The organism is Buchnera aphidicola (Acyrthosiphon lactucae) (genome assembly GCF_005083565.1).
Classification (GTDB): Bacteria; Pseudomonadota; Gammaproteobacteria; order Enterobacterales; family Enterobacteriaceae; genus Buchnera; species Buchnera aphidicola_AH.
In genome coordinates, this window is the sequence record NZ_CP034891.1 from 403,182 (window position 1) to 423,841 (window position 20,660).

Below are 20,660 nucleotides of genomic sequence, written 5' to 3' on the forward strand. Positions count from 1 at the left end.
GAAAATACCTATAATTTTTATGAATTAAGAATAATGTACAAAAAAAATTATTTTTTATGAGATATATTTATTAACATTTTTATTTGTTCAGATAATTTTATATGTATTTCATTTAATTTTAGTAACTTATTTTTTTCTTGAATGACTATTTTTTGAGGTGCATAATATAAAAAATCTTTATTTAAAATTTTGTTTTTAATTTTTAATATATTAAGTTGTATTTTTTTTTCTTCTTTTTTTAATCGTTTTAATTCTACTTCTTTATCTATTAATTTCAATATAGGGATTACAATTTCCACTCCATCTATAATTTCTTTGATACATAAATCTTTTTTATACTCATATAACAGTATTGTAATACTTTCTAAAAATGATATTTTTTTTATTAGAAAAATATTTTCTTGAATAATCATTTCTTGTTCAGAATTAACATTATATAAAAATAATGGTAATAATTTTGTAGAACTAATATTCATGTTAATTCTAATATTCCTTATAAATATAATAATCTTTTTTATCCAATTCATATTAATCAGTATTTTTTTATCAAATAATGCATGATTATATTCTGGAAAAGATTGCAACATAATTGTCTTTTCTTGAATATTTTTTATTAATTTTATACGTTGCCAAATAGTTTCGGTTATAAAAGGAATAATAGGATGAGCTAATCTTAAAATTGATTCTAGAATATAAATTAAAATATTTTTAGTAAAATATACATCTTTCGAAGAACTTGTTTTAATAACTATTTTTACAAATTCTAAATACCAATCACAAAATACATTCCAAATAAAATCATATAAAATATGCGCTGCAATATCAAAGCGATAAGTATCTAATGATTCGCGATATAATTTTACTGTGTTATTAAATTCTATTAAAATCCATTTATTTATTAATAACATTTTATCTTGTATATTAAATTCTGAAAATATATGATTTTTTGTATTCATTACGACAAAACGACTAGCATTCCAAAGTTTATTGCAAAAATTACGATATCCTTTTAACCGATTAATATCCCATTGTATATCGCGAGTGTTAGAAGCTAATGCTGAGAAAGTAAAACGTAATGCATCTGTACCAGTAGATTGAATACCTTTAGGAAACTGTTTAATAGTATTTTTAGTAATTTCATTAGATAAATCTGGTTTTAATAAATTACTTGTTCTTTTTTTGATTAATTCATTTAAAGAAATTCCGTCTATCATATCTAAGGGATCAATTACATTCCCTTTTGATTTAGACATTTTTTTTCCATATTCATCTCGAATCAATCCTGTGATATAAACATTTTTAAAAGGTACTTCAGGATTATTTTTTTCATCTTTAACAAAATACATTGTTAACATAATCATTCTAGCAATCCAAAAAAAAATAATATCAAAACCGCTAATTAAAACATTTGTAGGATGAAAAAGTTTTAAAAATGTAGTTTTTTTAGGCCATCCTAATGAAGAAAAAGTCCATAATCCAGAGGAAAACCAAGTATCTAAAACATCATTTTCTTGTGTTAATAATGTATTTTCTGATATAGAATATTTTTGACGTATTTCTTTTTCATTTTGTCCAATATAAATATTTTTTTTACTATCATACCATACTGGAATACGGTGGCCCCACCATAATTGACGAGAAATACACCAATCTTCAATATTATTCATCCAAGATTTATACATACTTTCATATTGAGGCGGTATAAATTTAATTTTCTTGTTTTTTACAGCGTTTAAAGCTACTTTAGCTAATTGAGCTGTTTTTAAATACCATTGATTTGTAAGCATAGGTTGAATAATAGCACCACTTCTATTACTATAAGGAAGAGTAATATTACATTCTTCTTTTTTTTCTAATAATCCTAAATTGTCAATTTCTTTAATAATTTCAACTCGTGCAGAAAGAATGTCTAATTTTTGAAATTTATGTGGAATGAATGTACTATATTTATTAGATTTTTCACCTTTATAATTGTAAACTTCAGAAATAGATTTAATTCGACCATCAAAAGTAAAAATATTAATCATTGGTAATTTATGATAAAATCCAACTTTATAATCATTAAAATCATGTGCAGGAGTAATTTTTACACAACCAGTCCCTTTGTCTATATCAGCATATTTATCTGCAATAATAGGGATTACTCTATTAGTTAAAGGACATATAACAGACTGCCCAATAAATTTATTATATTTATAATTTTCAGGATTTATAGCGATAGCTGTATCACCTAATAAAGTTTCAGGTCTAGTTGTAGAAACTACTAGAAATTTTATTTTATTTTTTAAAAAAACATTATTTTGAACAATGGGGTAACGAATAAACCATTTTTTTCCTTTTATTAAACGATGTTCGACTTCTAAATCTGAAATTACAGTTTCTAATTTTGAATCCCAATGTACTAATCTTTTTTTCTGATAAATTAAATTACTTTTATAAAATAAAATAAAAGCTTCTCTAACAGCAGTAGAAATATCAGGATCTAAAGTAAATTTTTCATGATCCCAATCAGCAGATATTCCTAAACGTCGCATTTGTTTTGTAATAATACAACTAGATTTTTTTTTCCATGCCCAAATTTTTTTAATAAAATCGTCTCTACTATAATCTTTTTTAGTTTTTTTTTCTTCTAAAAATATCTGACGTTCAACTAAAATTTGCGTTGCTATTCCTGCATGATCAGTTCCAACTTGCCAAAACGTATTCTTACCTTGCATTCTATGGTAACGAATTAATATATCCATAATTGTTTGTTGGAATGCATGTCCCATATGTAAACTTCCTGTAATATTAGGCGGTGGCATCATAATACAAAAAGTTGATTTTTCTGAATTATTAGGTTTAAAATACCCATTTTTTTCCCAAAAATCATATAAAGATTCTTCAATATTTTTAGGATTATAATTTTTTTCCATTTTATTTTACTATTGTTTAATAAAAAAGGCGATATTGCCATATTACAGAGATAGTATCTTAATTAAAAATAATTTTTATTTAATAGTATTAAGAATAAATATAATTTGACTGATTTAATAAAAACTGACATAAAAGTTCAACAGGACGTCCTGTAGCTCCTCCATATTCTCCAGATTTCCATGCTGTTCCAGCAATATCTAAATGTGCCCAATTGTATTTTTTTGTAAATTTAGAAAGAAAACAAGCTGCAGTTATAGCACCTGCTTTACCTTTCCCTACATTAGAAAAATCTGCAATATTAGAATTTAATTCTTTATAATATTCTGAAAATAATGGTAGAGACCATATTTTATCACCTGTTTCTCGTGATGCACGATGCAATTGAGTTTCAAGCTCTTGATTATTAGAAAAAAGTCCACTTACTGATTCTCCTAATGCCGTAACACAAGCTCCAGTCAATGTAGCAATATCAATTACTATATTTGGAGAAAAACGTTCTAAATATGTTAATGAATCACATAAAACTAAACGTCCTTCAGCATCGGTATTTAATACTTCCACTGTTTGACCTGACATAGTAGTTAAAACATCTCCAGGTCTAAAAGCATGACCTCCTGGCATATTTTCACAACCAGATAGAATTGCTATTATTTTTAAAGGTAGCTGTAATTCAGCAGCCATAATTAATATTCCATAAACCGCTGCAGCACCACACATATCATACTTCATTTCATGCATATTAAATGCAGGTTTAATAGATATACCCCCAGAATCAAAAGTTAAACCTTTTCCTACAAAAGCAATTGTTTGATTGTTAATAACATTATGTCCAGAATATTTTATAACAGACATAAAAGGTTTATTTTTTGCTCCATTTCCAACTGCTATGTAAGAATGCATTCCTAATTCTTTCATTTTTTTTATATCAATTATTTCTACAACAATATTTTCTTTATATTTTTTAGATAATTTTTTAGCACAATTAGACAAATAAAGAGGATTACAAATATTAGGTGGTAAATTACTTAAATTTTTTGCAGATGCAATAGCATAATTAATTGCTAAAGCATGTTTTAAAGATATTTTTGCTATAAATAAATCATTTTTTTTTGAAATATTTAATGTAATATAATCTATATTTATATTCTTTATATTTGAATTATTTATCTTTTTAACTTCATATAAAGATTCTTTTGTAGAAAGTACTATTACTCTAACCATCCAATATATATTATTATTAATATTCAATTCCGAAAAGGAATAAACCACATTCTTTATTAAAAGTTTTTTTAATATCTTTATAGTATTTTGAAGTATTTCTTTTAAATTTGATTTATCTATTTGATCTTTTTTTCCACAACCTACTAGTAATATTCTCTTTGAAAAGATTCCAGGAATTTTATATAAAATAAGTTTATCTCCTATTTTTCCTTGAATATCACCTAATTTTATTAAAGAAGTTATATAACCATTACTACATTTATCTAAATAAATAATAGAATCTGAAAGTTCACATAGATTAAAAATAGGAACAACTATACAATCAGTTTTTTCTCTATCTAATTTACAGTTTTTTATAAAAAAATCCATGATATACTCTCTATTTTAAACAGAATCAATTAATTAAGTTATTACAAAAATATTTCTTTTTAAATTACTGTCTTTGTGTCAAACAAATGATATTTATTTATATTTTTATGTATTAGTAAAAATTTTTACAAATATGATTTTTATTATTTAATTGATAATTATGATGATTTTAAGTTTAATACAAAATATTATATACTATAAAAACATTTTTTATTTAATTTTCAACTTTTTATAAATTTATTTTTATCTAATATCGAGACTTTAATATGAACGATCTTTATCAACGTGATTTTTTAAGACTATTAGATTTTACTTCTTTAGAAATAAATAATATAATTATATTAGCTCAAAAACTTAAAAAGTATAAAAAGAACAATCAAGAAATTCAACTACTTAACAAAAAAAATATTGCTTTAATTTTTGAAAAAGAATCAACTCGTACAAGATGTTCTTTTGAAGTAGCTGCATTTGATCAAGGAGCTCATGTTACATATCTTGGACCTGGTAGTACACATCTTGGAACAAAAGAGTCAATTGAAGATACTGCAAAAATACTCGGACGTTTATATGATGGTATTCAATATCGAGGTCATCGTCATAGAACAATAGAAATTTTAGCTAAATATTCAAAAGCACCAGTATGGAATGGTTTAACTGAAAAATTTCATCCTACACAATTACTTGCAGATCTTCTTACTATAAAAGAAATTTTTCCAGAAAAAAAATTTCATAAAATAAAATGTGCTTATGTCGGGGATGCACATAATAACATGGGAAACAGTTTATTAGAAGCTGCATCATTAGTCGGATTAGATTTGCGTTTAGTTTCTCCTAAAGAATGTTGGCCAGAAAAAAAATTATTTAAATTTTGTCAAAAACAAATCAAAAAGAATAAAGGGAATATAATATGTACTGAAAATATTAATGAAGGAGTAAATAATGTCGATTTTATCTATACTGACGTCTGGGTGTCTATGGGAGAACCTTTAGAAGTATGGGAAAATAGAATTAATTTATTAAAATCTTATCAAGTAAACCATTCAATGTTGGACATGACTCATAATCCACAAATAAAAGTTTTACACTGTCTACCAGCTTTACATGATCAAAAAACTAATATAGGAAAATCTATATTAAAAAAATATGGTTTTAAAGATGGTATGGAAATAACAGATGATATTTTTCAAAAAAACCAAAAAATTATTTTTGAACAAGCAGAAAATAGACTACATACTATAAAAGCTATTCTCATATCTAGTTTATTAAAAACAATTAACTTTTAAAAAATAATTTAAATATTTATAAAAACTCAATATTTTTTAGTTTCTTTATACTGTTGAGAAGCATTTTATATTCTCTTTTCTTCAAGAATCAAGGAAAATAAAATTTGAGAAACTCTCTATATAAAAAAAACATTATTTCAATTAATGATCTTCGACGTAATGAATTAGAATTAGTTTTAAATAAATCTGCAATGCTTAAAAAAAAACCACAACCCCATTTATTAAAGAATAAAATTATCGCTAGTTGTTTTTTTGAAGCATCAACTCGTACTCGTTTATCATTTGAAACTGCAATCTATCGATTAGGAGCTTCAATAGTAGGATTTTCTGATGGAAATAATATTTCTTTAGAAAAAAAAGGAGAAACATTAGCAGATACTATTTCAGTAATTAGTTCTTATGTAGATGCGATTATTATGCGGCACCCTCAAGAAGGATCTGCACGTTTAGCTGCAGAGTTTTCTAATAAAACACCAATATTTAATGCAGGAGATGGAGCAAATCAACATCCTACACAGACACTATTAGATTTATTTACTATAAAAGAAACTCAAAATAGACTTACTCATTTAAATATAGCTATAGTTGGAGATCTTAAATATGGAAGAACGGTACATTCATTAACACAAGCATTAGCTAAATTTAAAAATAATAAATTTTATTTTATTTCACCTGATGCTTTAAAAATGCCAAATTATATTAATAATATGCTTGATAAAAAAGAGATTTATTGGAAAAGATATATAAATATTGAAGAAATAATTTCTGAAATAGATATTCTTTATATGACACGTATTCAAAAAGAAAGACTTGACTCCACTGAATATGCAAATGCAAAATCAAAATTTGTATTACATACAGAAACTTTAAAAAATGCGCGTAGCAATCTAAAAATATTACATCCTCTTCCTCGTATAGATGAAATAGATCGTGATGTTGACTACACACCTTATGCCTGGTATTTTAAACAGGCAGCAAATGGAATTTATGCACGTCAGGCTATTTTATCTTTAGTACTAATAGAAAAACACTTATAATATAAGAATATGGAAATAAATAAACTTCAAGTAGAAGCAATTAAATCTGGCAGTGTAATTGATCATATTCCTGCACATATTGGTTTTAAATTGTTATCTTTATTTAGATTTACTGAAACAGAAAAACGCATTACTATAGGTTTAAATTTACCTTCTAAAAAATTAGGGAAAAAAGATATTATAAAAATTGAAAATACTTTTCTCAGTGATGATCAAATTAATCAACTGGCAATTTATGCTCCACATGCTACCGTAAATTATATTAATGAATATAATTTAGTAGGAAAAGTTTTTCCAACTTTACCTGAAAAAATTGATAAAATTTTAATTTGCCCAAATAGTAATTGTGTTAGTAATAATAATCTTATAACTTCTAGTTTTATTTTTAAAAAAGATCAATTTTCTAATATGAATCTAAAATGTAAATATTGTGAAAAAGAATTTTCTAAAAATATAGTTTTATCATATCAATAATATTTTTTTTTATATATAAATAATTAAATACATAAGTGATACTCTATGAATTGCATAATTGAAACTAAAAATGCTCCTAAACCTATTGGACCTTATTCACAGGCGATTAAAATAGAAAACTTTATTATATTGTCTGGACAAATACCAATTGATATTATATCAAATCACATACCAGAAAATATTGCAGAACAGACATATCTTGTATTAGTCAATATAAAATCAATTTTAATTCATGCAGGATTTCAAGTAAAAAATATTATAAAAACGACAATTTTTACTACTGATTTAAAAAAAATTAATATAATCAATGAAATTTACAAAAAATTTTTTATGGATAATAAATCAGAATTTCCTGCTCGATCTTGCATAGAAGTTCAAGCACTACCTAAAAATGTAAAAATAGAAATTGAAGCTATAGCATTTAAAAAATAATTCCTAAAATAATTTATTTATTAAATTATTTATATTCAATCAAATAGACTTAATATGCCGCAAAGCGGCATAAAAATTAAAAAATTAAACATTTCTACGACGAAAAGAAGATGGTTTAAGTTCGTTTTTTTTAGATCCATTCGATTTATTTAAACTATTTTCAAAAACACGACGGTTAGTATTTTTATCTCTATTAAAAATAGAACGATTAGATGTTTTGTTTTCATAATTCCGTGAATCTTTTAATAATTTAATATTAATTGGTTTATTTAAGATTCTAGTACGAGTGAAATGTTGCAATAAATCTTTAGAAATCCCTTTAGGCAATTCAATGGTGGAATAAGAAGAAAAAAGTTTAATATTGCCAATATTACGACTATTAATATTTCCTTCATTAGCAATTGCTCCAACTATATGACGTACTTCAACACCATCATTACGACCTACTTCAATGCGATATAATTCTAAATCTTTATTATCACGACGTTCACGACGTGGTCGACTATTTCGATTATCTTCACGTCGACGATCATCTTTGAATAATAAATCTCTAGATGGACGTTTTATTATATCTGGCTTGATAATTAAAGGACGCTCTCCTTGAGCCATTTTCAACAAAGCAGCTGCTAAAGTTTTTATATCTAAATCATCTGTAGAATATAATTTATCTAATAAAGCACTATATTGATCCAAGTCTCGACTTTCTAATTGTTGTTGTACCTTTTTTGCAAATTGTTCAAGACGTCGTTGACATAATAGCTCTATTTTAGGTAATTGAACTTCTGGAATAGATTGTTTGATAGTACGCTCTATATTACGTAATAAACGACGTTCACGGTTTTCAACAAATAATAATGCTCGACCCGCTCGACCTGCTCGACCTGTACGACCGATACGATGAACATAAGATTCTGAATCCATAGGAATATCATAGTTAATAACAAAACTAATACGATCCACATCTAAACCACGTGCTGCAACATCTGTAGCAATTAAAATATCTAATCTACCATTTTTTAATCTTTCTAGAGTTTGTTCTCGTAATGCTTGATTCATATCTCCATTTAATGCAGCACTATTATATCCATTACGTTCTAATGCCTCAGAAACTTCTAAAGTTGCATTTTTAGTGCGCACAAAAATAATTGTAGCAGAAAAATCTTCTGCTTCTAAAAAACGAATTAATGCATCAGTTTTTCGACCATATACCATCCAATAACTTTGTTTAATATCTGGACGTGTAGTGATATTAGATTGTATTTTTATCTCTTTTGGATTTTTCATAAATCTTTTAGAAATACGACGAATTGCTTCTGGCATTGTAGCTGAAAATAATGCAGTCTGATGTTCTTTAGGAATCTGAGCCATAATTGTTTCTACATCTTCTATAAACCCCATACGTAACATTTCGTCTGCTTCATCTAAAACTAATCCATGTAAGTTTGAAAGATTAAGAGTTCCTCTTTTTAAATGATCTAATAACCGACCAGGAGTTCCTACAACAATTTGAGGACCTTGTCGTAACGCACGTAATTGCAGTTCGTATCTTTGACCACCATACAAAGGTAATACATGTATTCCAACCATATATTTAGAAAAATCTGAAAATGCTTCTGCTACTTGAACTGCTAGTTCTCTTGTAGGAGCTAATACTAATATTTGAGGAGCTTTTAAATTGATATTAAGATTATGTAATAGTGGCAATGAAAAAGCAGCTGTTTTACCACTTCCAGTTTGCGCCATACCTAAAACATCACGTCCTTCTAAAAGTAGAGGGATACAAGATGCTTGAATAGGAGAAGGTTTAACATATCCCATTTCATTTAAAGATTGAATAATAAAGGGATTTAAACCAAGAAAAGAAAATGTGCTTTCAATATGAGTCATGCAATAGATATGCCTTTTAAGTTACAGAGGCCAGTCTACATAGCTCATTATGAAAATATTGATTTATTCTCATTGAAAAGTGTGAACCGGCTCAAATTAAATGATCTAAAAAAATAAAATTATTGAACTCTTTTAAGAATTAATAATATTTATTAGTTATTGCCAATGATTTTTTTAAATTTTTTATTAAAAAAATAACATTAGCAACTTATTGAAGTTTATTTTTTAAAAAATTATATATCTATATTATATAATAGTTATCTTAAAATAAAATAATTAAGTTTTATACTATTTATGTCTATATGGTACTATTGGAAAAGATATAAATCTATATCTTATTTAAAAAATATAAACAATATTAAATTAAAATAATTATATCAGATAATAGTATTATTTATTGATTTATTAGAAATAATAGAGCTTTCTATTTCTTTAATACTTAATCTTAAACGACCTTGTCGATCTATTTCTAAAACTTTTACAGATATTATTTGATCAATTTTTAAATGATTAGATACTTTATCTACTCGTTTATTAGAAATCTGTGAAATATGTACTAAACCTTCCTTTCCTAAACCAATAGAAACAAAAGCACCGAAATCAACAATACGAGTAACTTTTCCAGAATAAATACGACCTACTTCAATTTCAGCTGTAATTTCTTCAATTCTACGAATAGCATTCTTGGCTTTTTCTCTAACAGTAGATGATATTTTTACTGTTCCATCGTCTTCAATTTCAATTATAGTTCCAGTTTCTTCAGTTAGCATACGAATAACAGAACCTCCTTTTCCTATAACATCTTTAATTTTTTCAGGATTTATTTTAATAGTATGAATACGAGGTGCAAATTCAGAAATTTCATTTCTAGATTTATTTAACGCTTGGTTCATTACATTTAAAATATGTAGTCTAGCTGATCTTGCTTCATTTAAAGCTGAGTGTATAATTTCATTAGTAATTCCTTCTATCTTCATATCCATTTGTAAAGCTGTAATTCCTTCTTTTGTACCAGAAACTTTAAAATCCATATCGCCTAAATGATCTTCATCCCCTAAAATATCTGAAAGTAAAACATATTTATTTCCTTCTTTAACTAAACCCATTGCTATTCCAGCAACAGCTGATTTAATAGGTACTCCTGCATCCATTAAAGCTAGAGAAGCGCCACAAACAGAAGCCATAGAAGAAGAACCATTAGATTCAGTAATTTCAGATACTACTCGAATAGTATAAGGAAAATTATCTAATTTAGGCATTACAGCTAAAAGGCTTCTTTTAGCAAGACGACCATGACCAATTTCTCGTCTTTTAGGTGATCCCACCATTCCTATTTCACCAACAGAATAAGGAGGAAAATTATAGTGAAATAAAAAATTGTCTACTCTATCTCCTAATAATTCATCTAAATTTTGTGCATCTCGAGATGTTCCTAAAGTTACAGAAACTAAAGATTGAGTTTCTCCTCTAGTAAACAAAGCAGAACCATGTGTTCGGGGCAAAATACCAGTACGCACATCTAAAGCACGAATCATATCTTTTTCACGTCCATCAATACGTGTTTGATTACTTAAGATACGTTTACGTACAATTTTTTTTTCAATTTTTTGGAAAACATCCTCTATTTCTAATACATCTATATTTGCATTTTCTTCTAAAAATATTTTAATCAAATCCTCTTTAAGATTATTTAATTTTTCAATTCTTTCTTGTTTATTAAAAATAAAATAAGCATTACTTATATCTTTTTCAGATAAATCAATTATTTTTGATTCTAATGTTTTATTTATTTCTGGATAAGATATTACCCAAGGTAATTTACTAGCTTCATTTGACAAAGAACGAATATTATTAATTACTACTTGTTGTTGTTGATGACCGAATACAATAGCTCCAAGCATTTGTTCTTCACTTAATATTTTAGATTCAGCTTCTACCATAAGAATAGCATTTTGAGTTCCTGAAACTACTAAATCTAAAGAACTATTTTTCATATCATCACTAATAGGATTTAAAATATATTGATTGTTAACATAACCTACTCTAGCAGCACCTACTGGACCATAGAATGGAATTCCTGACAAACTAAGTGCTGCAGATGCACCTATAATAGAAATTATATCAGGATTAATTTGCGGATTAACTGATACTACTGTAGCAATTATTTGAATTTCATTAAAAAAATTTTTTGGAAATAATGGACGAATAGGTCGATCAATTAATCGAGCTGTTAATATTTCATTTTCACTTGGTCGTCCTTCTCTTCTAAAAAAACCACCAGGTATACGACCTGCTGCATATGTACGTTCTTGATAATTAACAGTAAGAGGGAAAAACTTTTGTCCTATATGTATTTTTTTTTGTCCAACAACAGTTACAAAAACTGCGGTATCATCCATACTAGCCATAACAGCAGCTGTAGCCTGTCGAGCCATTACACCTGTCTCTAAAGTGATGGTATGTTGTCCATATTGAAATTTACGTACAATTGGATTTAGCAAAATAATATCCTTAAAAATAAAACTAATTTTTTAATAAAAATAAATTGCATTTTTAAAAATTTTTTATGATTAATAAAAAAAATAGTATTTAATCTGAAAAATATAAATAAAACTGTAAAAAAAGGGCTAATAAAGCCCTTTGTAAAAAAACATTTATTTTTTATTAATAAAAAATTTTTGATTTTATCGTGTTTATAGTTTTTATAAAAATAATTTATCGTCTTAAGTGTAGTTCTTCAATTAAAGCGGTATAACGAGATATATTTTTTTTCTTTAAATAATCTAATAATTTACGACGTTTTGATACCATATTTAAAAGACCTCTACGACTACAATGATCTTTTTTATGTTGAGAAAAATGTATTTGAAGATGATTAATTTGATTTGTTAACAATACAACTTGAACTTCTGTTATTCCACTATTTTTTTCAGATTTACCATATTTTAAAATAACATTTTTTTTGTCTATTGCAGATAAAGCCATATAATACTCCATATATTTAAAACTATATTAAATTACTTCTAACTTAATTAAGTTATTTGAAATAATATCATGCTAATCTTAAATTTAATAGTGAATAACTTAATTAGTAAATCTAGAAACCAATCGATATGGAATTAATAATGCTTCTGTATTAATTTTTCCTAATCCGATAAATATCTTATTTTTTTCTTCTATTACACGTACTAAACTATTTTTTATATTAGAAAAAAATTCTATTTTTTGTCCTAATTTAAAATTATATGATTGTTTGAAAGAAAGATATACTTTAGGTAAAAAAGAAACAGGACTGTCTACTGGCATTAATAAATTATCTATATTTTTAAAAAAATTAATATTATCAATATTATTTTTATTTAATAATTTATATAAATTAGAAATTGTCACTAATTGAGTATAAAGGTATGAAGCTACTTGTAAGCGCCGTAAAAATACAACATGAGCACCACAACCTAATTTTTCTCCTAAATCATCAATAAGTGTTCGAACATAAGTTCCTTTTGAACAAAGTATTTTAAATTCAATTAAGTTTTTTTCTTGATTGATAGCATATATATTATATACTATGACTTTTCTTATGTTACGTTTAACTTTCAATCCCTGACGTGCATATTTATATAATGGTATACCATTATATTTAATTGCTGAATACATTGAAGGAACTTGTTCAATTAAACCAGTTAATTCTTTTATAGATAAATTAAGTTGATAAGAAGTAAATAAAATAGGACGTTTTTTTATAACAATCCCATCTGAATCAGATGTAGATGTTTTTTCACCTAATTTAGCAATAACATGATATCGTTTATTAGAATCTTTTAAATAATGTGAAAATTTTGCACATTCTCCAAAACAAATCGGTAGCATACCTGTGGCTAATGGATCTAGTGTTCCAATATAACCTGCTTTTTTTGCATTAAAAATAGTTTTAACTTTTTGTAAAGCATTATTGGAAGATATACCTTGAGGTTTATCTAGCAAAAGTAGTCCATGAACATTACGTTTTTTGTTAAAAAACATCTATTTTCCTTTATTTTATGGATAAAAAAATACATTCCTATTCTTGTTTTTCTAATTTTTCTAAAATAAAAGAAATTTTATTGCCTTTGAAAAAAGAATTATCATGATAAAAAATAATATTTGGGATAATTCTTAATCTCATTTTTTTACATAATAATTTTCGAATATAACCAGTAGATTTATTTAATATGATTATTTTTTTTTTTATATTTAATTTATTATAGTTTTGTAAAAAACTAACAAATACTTGAGCATGAGATAAATCTTTAGAAACTTGTACTTCCGAAACAGTTATTATCGTATTAATACGCGGATCTTTAAGTGAATACTGTATAATTGAAGCAATATTTTTTTGTAATTCTTGAGAAATACGAACAGATCGATTAAACAATTTTTCCATAATTATATTACCAAATTAAATATTTTATAAAATATACATCATGGTTTATAACATTCTCTTAATTTCTTTAATTTCAAAAACTTCTATAATATCTCCAACACGTACATCATTGTAATTTTTTATACCAATTCCACATTCCAATCCATTTCGTATTTCATTTACATCTTCTTTAAAACGACGTAAAGATTCTAATTCACCTTCATATATCACTATATTATCTCTTAATATATGAACAGGATTACTGCGTTTAATAATACCTTCTACAACCATACAACCGGCAATCAAACCAAATTTAGGAGATTTAAATATATTTCTAACTTCAGCTAAACCAATAATATTTTCTTTATATTCAGGTGATAAAAGACCTGTCATAGCAGATTTAACTTCATCAAGTAAATCATAAATAACTGAATAATACCGAAGATCTAAATGTTCTGAATTAATAATTTTTTTAGCGGAAGAATCTGCACGAACATTAAATCCTAAAATAATAGCATTTGAGGCTAGTGCTAAAGAAGCATCTGTTTCTGTAATACCTCCAATACCTAGTCCTATTATTTTTATTTTTACTTCATTAGTAGATAGTTTTAATAAAGCTCCAGAAATAGCTTCTAAAGATCCTTGTACATCAGATTTAAGAATAATTTTTAATTCAGAAATATCATTTTTATTTATATTATTAAACATATCATCTAAATTTGTTCTATTCTGATTTGATAATTTTATCTCGCGCGATTTTTCTTTACGATAAGATGCTACCTCTCTTGCTTTTTTCTCGTCACGAACTACAGTAACCACATCTCCTGAAAAAGGAACTTTAGATAATCCTAATATTTCTACTGGTATAGATGGTCCTGCACTTAAAACTTCTTGTCCACTAGCATCACGCAAAGCTTTAATACGACCATATTCAAAGCCACATAATATTATATCCCCTTTATTTAATTTTCCTTTTTTTACTAATACAGTAGCTATTGGTCCTCGGCCTTTATCAAGAAAAGACTCTATAACAATACCTTCGGCCATACCAGTGGATACTGCTTTTAATTCTAACATTTCTGCTTGTAATAAAATTACATTCAATAATTTATTAATACCTTTTCCTGTTTTTGCAGAAACAGATACAAATATATTTTCACCACCCCATTCTTCAGAAAGAATATTATATTTTGTTAAATCATTTCTTATTTTATCAACATCAGAATCTATTTTATCAATTTTGTTAATAGCAACTATTACTGGAACATTAGCTTCTTTTGCATGTTGAATAGCTTCGATTGTTTGAGGCTTTACTCCATCATCTGCTGCTACAACTAAAATTACAATATCAGTTACTTGAACTCCACGAGATCTCATTGCAGTAAATGCTGAATGTCCAGGTGTGTCTAAAAAAGTAATAGAACCTAAATCAGTTTTTACATGATAAGCACCAATATTTTGTGTAATTCCACCAGCTTCATAAAATGCTGTTTTTGTTGAACGTATATAATCTAGCAATGATGTTTTTCCATGATCCACATGTCCCATTATAGTTACTACTGGAGCTCTAATAACAGAAACATTATTTCCTGTATCACGATCTTTCATAATTAGTTCTTCTAATACATTTTCTCGATGTATAATAACTTTATGACCCATCTCTTCTGCAATTAACTGAGCTGTATCTTGATCAAGAATATGATTAATCGTACCTATAATTCCCATATTCATCATATTTTTAATAACTTTAGAACTTTTAATAGCCATTTTATTTGCTAGTTCAGATACGGAAATTGTATTACTAATAATGACATCTCTATTAATAATAGATTCAGGTTTTTGAAAAACTTGTTGTAATAAAACAGGTTTATTTTTTTGTTTATTATTTTTTTTATTACGATTAGAAATACGAACTTCTTCTTTATAATATTTTCCATTATGAAAATTTTTATTATTTTTCTTTAGACGATGATTTTTTAAAATCCGACCATAATTTCTTTTATCTGTTTCTACTTCTCTATCATTTTCATCTTCAGCCTGACGAGCATGTAAAAATGTTGTTAAATGATAATCTTTTTTTTCTTCTGTATGAGAAGGCCAAGTTTCTATTTTTTCTTTAGTTCTTTTCAAATTATTAAAATCAAAAGAATTGGATTCTATATTTTTTTTAAATTTTTTGTTTTTTTCATCTTTATTTAAATTTTTTGATCTATTTATTTTTTTTAAGTTTAAAGATTTAAAATCAGTTTTATTTGACTCTATTTTCTCAATATTTTTTACATGTTTTTTTTCTATATTATTAATGATTGTATTTCTTTGAAAAAATTTTTTTTCTTTATTTTTTACAGATGATATTTTATTTATTGAAGGTTTAATTATGTTTTTATTATTTAATAACGATGTAGTTTCAAATTCATTATTTTTTAAATAAGTTCTTTTCTTTCTGATTTCTACTTGTACAGATTTATTTTTTCCTCCAACAGTTGAAACATTTAAGGTGCTACGTGTTTTTCTCTGCAAAATTAAAGTATCTAAAGAATATTTTTTTTTAGATTCTAAATGTTTTAATAAAAGTTTTTTTTCAATTATATTTATATGATTATCTTGAGTTTTTACTATACCAATATTAGATAATTCTTTTATTAATTCATCAATTGATATTTTTATTTCATTAGATAAAATCTTTAAACTTATATCTGCCATACTCTTCTTCCTATTATCAGACTTTACTACCAAACCAGCAAATATTACGAGCTGTCATAATCAATAAACCAGCTTGTTCAGGATCTAAATTTTTAATATCAGTTAAATCATCTATTCCTTGATCAGCTAATTCTTCTAAGGTAAATATGTTCTTTTTAGCTAATTGCAAAGCTAAAACTGAATTCATACCATTAATTTTTAATAAATCTTCTGCTGTTTTTTTTTCTTTAATCATACTATGTTTTTTATCTAATTCTATTAAGAGCAATTTATTTTTTGCACCTTCACGTACTAGTTTTGCTTCATCTTCAGTTAAACTTGTAATTTCTAGCAATTCATTAAATGGTATATAAGCTAATTCTTCAAGCGAAGAAAAACCTTCTTTTACTAAGATTTTAATAATATTTTCATTCACATTTAAATTTTTTTTAAAAATATCAAAAGCAGCATGAGCTTCTTCTTGATGTTTAGATTTAAGATCTTCTGTAGTCATAACATTTAATTCCCAACCACTAATTTGAGAAGCTAAACGAACATTTTGACCATTTCGACCAATAGCTTGTGCTAAATTATTTATATCTACTGCTATATCCATAGTATGACGGTCTTCATCTACAATAATAGAAGCTACATCAGCTGGAGCCATAGCGTTTATAACGAATTGAGCAGGATTATCATCCCATAAAATAATATCAATTCGTTCTCCACATAATTCACTAGATACTGCTTGTACACGAGCTCCTCTCATACCTACACAAGCTCCTACAGGATCAATACGCTTATCATTAGTCTTAACTGCAATTTTAGCACGGGAACCTGGATCACGTGCTGCAGCTTTTATCTCGATAATTTCTTCGCCAATTTCAGGAACTTCTATACGAAATAATTCAATAAGCATTTCAGTTTTTGAACGGCTTATAAATAATTGAGCACCACGAGCTTCTGGATATACTCCATACAAAATACCACGAATACGGTCTCCGGGACGAAAATTTTCTCTAGGCAACATACCTTCGCGTAAAATTAATGCTTCAGCATTGTTACCTAAATCTAACATTATATTATCTCTATTAATTTTTTTAACTATACCAGTAATAATTTGACCAATATATTTACGAAATTGTTCAACTAACATTGCTCTTTCTGCTTCACGTACTTTCTGTACAATAACTTGTTTTGCAGTTTGAGTTGTTATTCTATCAAAATCAACAGATTTAATTTGTTCTTCTATATAGTCATCAAGATAAAATTTTTCACCTTCAAAACAAGCAGCTTCTAAAGTAATTTCTCTAGTTGGTTGAGTAACTATTTCTACTACCATCCAACGTCGAAAAGTAGTAAAACTACCAGTTTTTCGATTTATACTAACTCTTACATCAATTTCTTGTTCATGTTTTTTCTTAGTTGCTGTTGCTAATGCAATTTCCAAAGCTTCAAAAATTTTTTCACGTGGGAGAGATTTTTCATTAGAAACAGCTTCGACAACAGCTAAGATTTCTTTATTCATATTGAGAACCTCAAAATAAAAATTTTTAAAATGAGTAATTAAAGCTCATTTTACATGTATTAATTACAAAAAAATTTAATTATGAAATTAGATAATTAATACACTAATTTTTATTAATCAAGAGTTTATATAATTAATTATTACTTAATATTTAAAGACCGATTAAGTTATATAATTTAAAATAAATATTCTAATAAAAAACCCCGAAAACTCGGGGTTTCAGGTGCTATCACCCTATATGTAAAATTTTTATTAATAATATTAAATAATATTAAATATTTAAGTATTATTAATTTTAAAATTAATCAAATCGTTAAAAAAATATTATTTAATAGTATCTTAGTACCGAGAATGGGATTTGAACCCATACGCCTATTCGGCACTATCCCCTCAAGATAGCGTGTCTACCAATTTCACCATCTCGGTAAAAATTTATTATAATCATATGTATTTTATATTGAAAAATACAATAATTAATTAGGTATATCAGAATTTAATATTTTTTTATTTGAAAAATTTTTTTTTGTTATAGTTTTCTTATTATTATCTTCCCAAAAAAAATTTGAATTAATTTTTTTGCTATTAATATTACATAAAATAATACTTGTCACTAAAAATAAAAAAGAAAATATTCTAATAATATTAGTTGTAAAACTATTTGTCTTAATACCACTGAGAAATTTAATATTATTTTTTGTATTTAAATGAACTGTATTATTTAGTCCTTTTCCCGGTTGTAGTAAAATAAAAAAAACTAAAGACACAGAAACAAAAATAAAAAAAGTTAAAAAAAACAAATACATAAAAAATTATTCCCTTTTTTACAAAATCGTACTATTTATAATAAATTTATTTTTTTTATTAAGAACAGCATATCTTTTTTATAAAAAAATTTTTAATAAAGAATTTATATATAAATTTTACATATAAATTATCTATGTAATTTTAAAAATATTAATAGTTTATTTTAATTTGCAATAATATATTATAACCATAATATTTATAAAATATATAAATTAAAGTAATTTAATACTTTCTCTAATATGATGAGCTAATTTATAAACTTTCAAAGTATTTTCACCCTCAACCATAATTCTCAAACATGGTTCCGTACCAGATTTGCGAATTAAAACACGACTATTTTGACCTAAAAAATCTTTATATTGTGAAAGAATATCTTGTATTTTCAGATCTTTTTCTGAATTTGTTTCTTGTTCTAAAAAAATATTCACTAAAACTTGAGGAAATAATTTTATTTGATTTGATAAATTATATAGACTCATATTATTGTTAATCATACTAACTAAAACTTGCAAACTAGCAATAATACCATCACCAGTAGAATGCTTATCTAACAAAATAATATGACCTGATTTTTCAGCTCCCAACATCCATCTTTTTTCTTTAATTTTTTTATATACATTACGATCTCCTATTTGTGTGGCATAAAAGGGAATACCAAGTTTTTTTAAACCTAAAATAACACCCGTATTAGTCATTAAAGTACCTACAACACCACCTTTTAATTTATTTTCTTTTAAATATTCTTTTGCGATAATATAAATTATTTGATCTCCATCTACTTGATTTCCTAAATGATCTACCATGATGACACGATCTCCATCGCCATCAAATGCTAAACCGATATCAGCTTTTTCTGATATAACTATTTTTTTCAATTGTACAATATTAGTAGATCCTGAATTTTTATTTATATTTACTCCATTAGGTTTAATAGCAACTGTAATGACTTTTGCACCTAAATCCTGAAAAATTTTAGGTGCTATATTAAAAGTTGAACCATTAGCACAATCTAAAACAATAGTAAATTTAGATAAATTTAAATGTTTAGGAAAAGTATTTTTACAAAAGTTAATATATTTATTTTCAGGATCTATAATATTATTAGAAAAACCAAAATTTTCATAATCAGGATAAAAAAAATTATTTTTTATTTCTTTCTCTATAGAAAACTCTATTTTTTTAGTTAGTTTAATTCCATTTTTATAAAAAATTTTTATGCCATTATCATAAAAAAGATTATGAGAACCTGAAATAACAATTCCTGCAGAAGCATTTAAAGATTTAGTCAAATATGCAATTGCTGAAGTAGGTATACAGTTAGCTAATAAAGTAGATACTCCTGTAGACAAAATACCAAATTCTAAAACAGACTGTAACATAGATCCAGAAATACGTGTATCTCTTCCTATAATAATTTTTTTTGTTTTATTTTTCCCTAAAACTGTTCCAATAGACCATCCTAATTTTAATAAAAAATTTGGTGTAATCGGATGTATTCCTACTTTTCCACGTATACCATCTGTTTGAAAATATTGCAAAAAATTCATGATGATTTCATTCCTATATTATTTAAATATAATTATATTTTGCAATAAATTTTAATAAATTTATTTTTTATTAAAAAA

15 protein-coding genes and 1 tRNA gene are annotated in these 20,660 nt (G+C 25.6%); 4 read left to right on the top strand and 12 right to left on the bottom strand.

All coding sequences use genetic code 11. The annotated features are described in order from the left end of the window. Positions 1-47: 47 nt before the first annotated feature. A complete protein-coding gene (locus D9V61_RS01865) occupies positions 48-2,915 on the bottom strand; it encodes a valine--tRNA ligase (RefSeq protein WP_158339546.1) in 2,868 nt (955 codons plus the stop codon). An 88-nt stretch (positions 2,916-3,003) separates the two neighbouring features. Continuing rightward, entirely contained in the window at positions 3,004-4,506 is a 1,503-nt protein-coding gene (locus D9V61_RS01870; RefSeq protein WP_158339547.1) for a leucyl aminopeptidase, read from the bottom strand. 266 nt (positions 4,507-4,772) lie between these two features. Between D9V61_RS01870 and argF the strand changes: the two genes are divergently transcribed. From argF to D9V61_RS01890, 4 genes are all read left to right on the top strand, one after another. Then, the gene (argF, locus tag D9V61_RS01875; protein WP_158339548.1) at positions 4,773-5,789 is read left to right on the top strand and encodes an ornithine carbamoyltransferase; all 1,017 of its coding nucleotides are present in this window, start codon (positions 4,773-4,775) and stop codon (positions 5,787-5,789) included. A gap of 104 nt (positions 5,790-5,893) precedes the next feature. Further along, on the top strand, positions 5,894-6,826 hold the full coding sequence (gene pyrB / locus D9V61_RS01880; protein ID WP_158339549.1) for an aspartate carbamoyltransferase: 933 nt from the start codon (positions 5,894-5,896) through the stop codon (positions 6,824-6,826). A gap of 9 nt (positions 6,827-6,835) precedes the next feature. Next, positions 6,836-7,300 carry an aspartate carbamoyltransferase regulatory subunit gene (gene pyrI / locus D9V61_RS01885; protein WP_158339550.1) on the top strand — a complete coding sequence of 155 codons (465 nt, stop codon included), beginning with the start codon at positions 6,836-6,838 and terminating at the stop codon, positions 7,298-7,300. Between the two features lie 45 nt (positions 7,301-7,345). After that, on the top strand, positions 7,346-7,732 hold the full coding sequence (locus D9V61_RS01890; RefSeq protein WP_158339551.1) for a Rid family detoxifying hydrolase: 387 nt from the start codon (positions 7,346-7,348) through the stop codon (positions 7,730-7,732). 84 nt (positions 7,733-7,816) lie between these two features. On the opposite strand, the gene D9V61_RS01895 is transcribed toward D9V61_RS01890, so the two are convergent. From D9V61_RS01895 to glmM, 10 genes are all read right to left on the bottom strand, one after another. Next, positions 7,817-9,619, bottom strand: coding sequence for a DEAD/DEAH family ATP-dependent RNA helicase (locus tag D9V61_RS01895; protein WP_158339552.1), 1,803 nt, complete (start codon positions 9,617-9,619; stop codon positions 7,817-7,819). A 377-nt stretch (positions 9,620-9,996) separates the two neighbouring features. Further along, the gene (pnp, locus tag D9V61_RS01900; RefSeq protein WP_158339553.1) at positions 9,997-12,120 is read right to left on the bottom strand and encodes a polyribonucleotide nucleotidyltransferase; all 2,124 of its coding nucleotides are present in this window, start codon (positions 12,118-12,120) and stop codon (positions 9,997-9,999) included. 214 nt (positions 12,121-12,334) lie between these two features. Continuing rightward, entirely contained in the window at positions 12,335-12,604 is a 270-nt protein-coding gene (rpsO, locus tag D9V61_RS01905) for a 30S ribosomal protein S15 (protein ID WP_158339554.1), read from the bottom strand. A gap of 99 nt (positions 12,605-12,703) precedes the next feature. Further along, a complete protein-coding gene (truB, locus tag D9V61_RS01910) occupies positions 12,704-13,642 on the bottom strand; it encodes a tRNA pseudouridine(55) synthase TruB (protein ID WP_158339555.1) in 939 nt (312 codons plus the stop codon). 37 nt (positions 13,643-13,679) lie between these two features. Further along, positions 13,680-14,042, bottom strand: coding sequence for a 30S ribosome-binding factor RbfA (gene rbfA / locus D9V61_RS01915; protein ID WP_158339556.1), 363 nt, complete (start codon positions 14,040-14,042; stop codon positions 13,680-13,682). 45 nt (positions 14,043-14,087) lie between these two features. Further along, complete coding sequence (infB, locus tag D9V61_RS01920) at positions 14,088-16,724, bottom strand: translation initiation factor IF-2 (RefSeq protein ID WP_158339557.1); 2,637 nt, start codon at positions 16,722-16,724, stop codon at positions 14,088-14,090. Positions 16,725-16,740: 16 nt separating this feature from the next. Continuing rightward, positions 16,741-18,231, bottom strand: a complete 1,491-nt coding sequence (gene nusA, locus D9V61_RS01925; RefSeq protein WP_158339558.1) for a transcription termination factor NusA — start codon at positions 18,229-18,231, stop codon at positions 16,741-16,743. 343 nt (positions 18,232-18,574) lie between these two features. Continuing rightward, a tRNA-Leu gene (locus D9V61_RS01930) sits at positions 18,575-18,657 on the bottom strand. A 47-nt stretch (positions 18,658-18,704) separates the two neighbouring features. After that, positions 18,705-19,034, bottom strand: a complete 330-nt coding sequence (secG, locus tag D9V61_RS01935; RefSeq protein WP_158339559.1) for a preprotein translocase subunit SecG — start codon at positions 19,032-19,034, stop codon at positions 18,705-18,707. 213 nt (positions 19,035-19,247) lie between these two features. Beyond that, on the bottom strand, positions 19,248-20,582 hold the full coding sequence (gene glmM / locus D9V61_RS01940; protein WP_158339560.1) for a phosphoglucosamine mutase: 1,335 nt from the start codon (positions 20,580-20,582) through the stop codon (positions 19,248-19,250). Between the last annotated feature and the right edge of the window lie 78 nt (positions 20,583-20,660).